This is a genomic window from Arthrobacter terricola (assembly GCF_004354015.1).
Taxonomy (GTDB): domain Bacteria; phylum Actinomycetota; class Actinomycetes; order Actinomycetales; family Micrococcaceae; genus Arthrobacter; species Arthrobacter terricola.
The window spans coordinates 1-3,134 of sequence record NZ_SMRU01000079.1; the positions used below are offsets into that span (position 1 = coordinate 1).

The following is a 3,134-nucleotide window of genomic DNA, read 5'->3' on the forward strand; positions in this document are numbered from 1 at the left end:
TTTGATGGGGGCGTCGGAGGCTTCGACGTGGAAGGTGACCGAGTCCAGGCCGGCGTCGGCGTAGTGGGGTGCCCAGCGGTCGACGTTGGCGATCATGAGGTGGGCGTCCAGGGGGACGGGGCTGACTTTTTGGATGCGTTCCACGACGGGCAGGCCGATGGTCAGGTTGGGCACGAAGTGGTTGTCCATGACGTCCACGTGCACGGCGTCGGCGTTGCTGATGCGGGCGAGTTCGGCCTCGAGGTTGACGAAGTCGGCCGAGAGGATGCTGGGGTTGATGCAGCACTTCAAGGGTGAAATAGACATGATCCCTGTCTTTCAATAGAGCATTCGGGTGATATTGCGAGCAGGGAGTGGAGACCCCGGAGGGTCTCCACTCCCGGGAGAAGGGTGGCGGATCGAGGATCCTGCCGGACTAAGAGGCCTTGCGCGCGGAGGCGAGGGCGCCTTCGACGTCGGCGAGGAGTTCCTTCCAGGAAGCCACGAATTTGTCGAGGCCTTCGGTTTCGAGCTGCGCGACGACGTCGTTGTAGGAAACACCGAGGCCTTCGAGGGCGCTCAGGACTTTCTTGGCTTCCTCATAGGTGCCGGCGATGGTGTCGCCGGTGACCACGCCGTGGTCGAAGGTGGCGTCGAGGGTCTTTTCCGGCATGGTGTTCACGATGCCTTTGGCAGCCAGTTCGGTGACGTAGAGGGTGTCCGGGTACGCCGGGTCCTTTACGCCGGTGGAGGCCCAGAGCGGGCGCTGCGGACGGGCGCCGGCTTCGGCGAGCACAGCCCAGCGCTCGGTGGAGAACAGCTCCTCGTAGAGCTCGAACGCCAATCGGGCGTTGGCGACGCCGGCCTTGCCCTTGAGGGCCTTGGCTTCCTCGGTGCCGATCGCGTCCAGGCGCTTGTCGATCTCGGTGTCCACGCGGGAGACGAAGAACGAGGCCACGGAGTGGATCTTGGAGAGGTCGTGGCCGTTTTCCTTCGCCAGCTTCAAGCCGGCCTGGAAAGCGTTGATGACCGCGCGGTAGCGCTCGAGGGAGAAGATCAGGGTCACGTTGACGCTGATGCCCTCGCCCAGGGTCGAGGTGATGGCCGCGAGGCCTTCGAGCGTGGCCGGGATCTTGATGAGGACGTTGTCCTTGTCCACCTTCTTGTAGAGGTTCTTCGCCTCGGCGATGGTGCCTTCGGTGTCCCAGGCCAGGCGCGGGTCCACCTCGATGGAGACGCGGCCGTCAACGCCGTTGGTCGCCACGGCGATCGGAGCGAACAAATCGCACGCGTCCGCGACGTCGGTGGTGGTGATCTCGAAGATCGCTTCTTCGACGGAAGCGCCCTTGGCGGCCTGCTCGGCGATCGCGGCATCGTAGTCGTTGCCGGAGGTGATCGCGGCCTGGAAGATCGAGGGGTTGGTGGTCACGCCGACGACGTTCTTTTCGTCGATGAGCTTCTGCAGGCTGCCGCTGGAGAGGCGCTCACGGGAAAGGTCATCGAGCCAGATGGAGACGCCTGCGGCGGAAAGCTGTGCGGTGGGTGTTGCGTTGGTCATGTCTTCTGCTACTTCCTCTGGGAGATTGTGGCCGGTTGACGGCTTGCGGCCGGTGCCGCGGGATGCCCCGCGGCACCGGCCGCTGTGGTGGTGCCTAGTTGCTTGCTGCTGCGAGCGAGTCCTTCGCGGCGGCGGCGACGGCTTCGGCGGTGATGCCGAATTCCTGGAACAGTCGCTTGTAGTCCGCGGAAGCGCCGTAGTGCTCGAGGCTGATGGAGCGTCCGGCGTCGCCGACGAATTCCTTCCAGCCCAGGGCCAGGCCGGCTTCGACCGAGACGCGGGCCTTCACGGTTGCCGGGAGCACGGACTCACGGTAGGCGGCGTCCTGCTTGGTGAACCATTCCACGCACGGCATGGAGATGACGCGGGTGGGGATGCCTTCGGCCTGCAGGGCTTCACGGGCCGAAACGGCCAGCTGGACCTCGGAGCCGGTGGCGATCAGCAGCACCTGTGCCGGGACGGTGGCGCCGTTGCTGGATGCTTCGGCCAGGACGTATCCGCCCTTGGCCACACCGGCGGTCGAGCCGAAGGTGTCACCCTGGGCCGCACCAGTTCCACGTGCAAACACGGGAACGTTCTGGCGGGTCAGGACGATGCCTGCGGGGTTCTCGTGGTTTTCCAGCATGGTCTTCCACGCGACACCCACCTCGTTCGCGTCCGCCGGACGGACAACGTCCAGGCCGGGGATCGCACGAAGGGTGGAGAGCTGCTCGACCGGCTGGTGGGTCGGGCCGTCTTCGCCCAGGCCGATGGAGTCGTGCGACCAGACGTAGATCGACGGGACACCCATGAGGGCCGAGAGTCGGATGGCCGGCTTCTGGTAGTCCGAGAAGATCAGGAACGTGCCCGAGAATGCGCGGGTGCGTCCGTGCAGGCTGATGCCGTTCACGATCGAGGCCGCGGCGTGTTCACGGATACCGAAGTGCAGCACGCGTCCGTAGGGGTTGCCCTTCCATGCCTCGGTTGAACGCGAAGCCGGAATGAACGAAGGGGAGCCTTCGATCGTGGTGTTGTTGGACTCGGCGAGGTCGGCGGAGCCGCCCCAGAGTTCGGGCATGAGCGGGCCGAGCGCGTTCAGGACCTTGCCGGACGCTGCACGGGTGGAGACGTCCTTGCCGGCTTCGAACGTCGGAAGTGCGGCGTCGATCCCGGAGGGGAGGTGCTTCGCCTCGACACGCTCAAGCAAGGCTGCAGCCTCGGGGTTGGCGGACTGCCAGGCCTCAAACCCTTCCTGCCATGCGGCACGGGCTTGTGCGCCGCGCTCGGTAGCGGCACGGGCGTGGGCGAGGACCTCGTCCTCGATCTGGAAGGACTTGGCGGGGTCGAAGCCCAGGACTTCCTTCAGGCCGGCGACTTCCTCGGCGCCCAGGGCGGAGCCGTGGATCTTGCCGGTGTTCTGCTTCTTCGGGGCCGGGTAGCCGATGATGGTGCGCAGCGAAATGATCGAGGGCTTGGAGGTTTCGGCCTTGGCCGCCAGCAGCGCGGAGTAGAGTTCCTGGACGTCTTCGACGTATTCGCCGGTCTTGGTCCAGTCCACGCGCTGGGTGTGCCAGCCGTAGGACTCGTAGCGCTTGAGGACGTCTTCGGTGAACGCGAT

Annotated in this window: 3 protein-coding genes; all 3 read right to left on the reverse strand. The window is 65.6% G+C overall.

The features are described 5' to 3' along the window. Positions 1-306, reverse strand: a 306-nt coding sequence (locus tag E1809_RS26195) for a ribulose-phosphate 3-epimerase (protein WP_407921063.1), incomplete at its 3' end; no start/stop codon positions are given. A 109-nt stretch (positions 307-415) separates the two neighbouring features. Continuing rightward, on the reverse strand, positions 416-1,537 hold the full coding sequence (tal, locus tag E1809_RS26200; protein ID WP_133207138.1) for a transaldolase: 1,122 nt from the start codon (positions 1,535-1,537) through the stop codon (positions 416-418). Between the two features lie 94 nt (positions 1,538-1,631). Then, positions 1,632-3,134, reverse strand: a 1,503-nt coding sequence (locus E1809_RS26205) for a transketolase family protein (protein WP_133207139.1), incomplete at its 5' end; no start/stop codon positions are given.

Coding starts and splice junctions, on each gene's coding strand:
- tal (WP_133207138.1), bottom strand. CDS start 1,537: ATGACCAACGCAACACCCACCGCACAGCTTTCCGCCGCAGGCGTCTCC.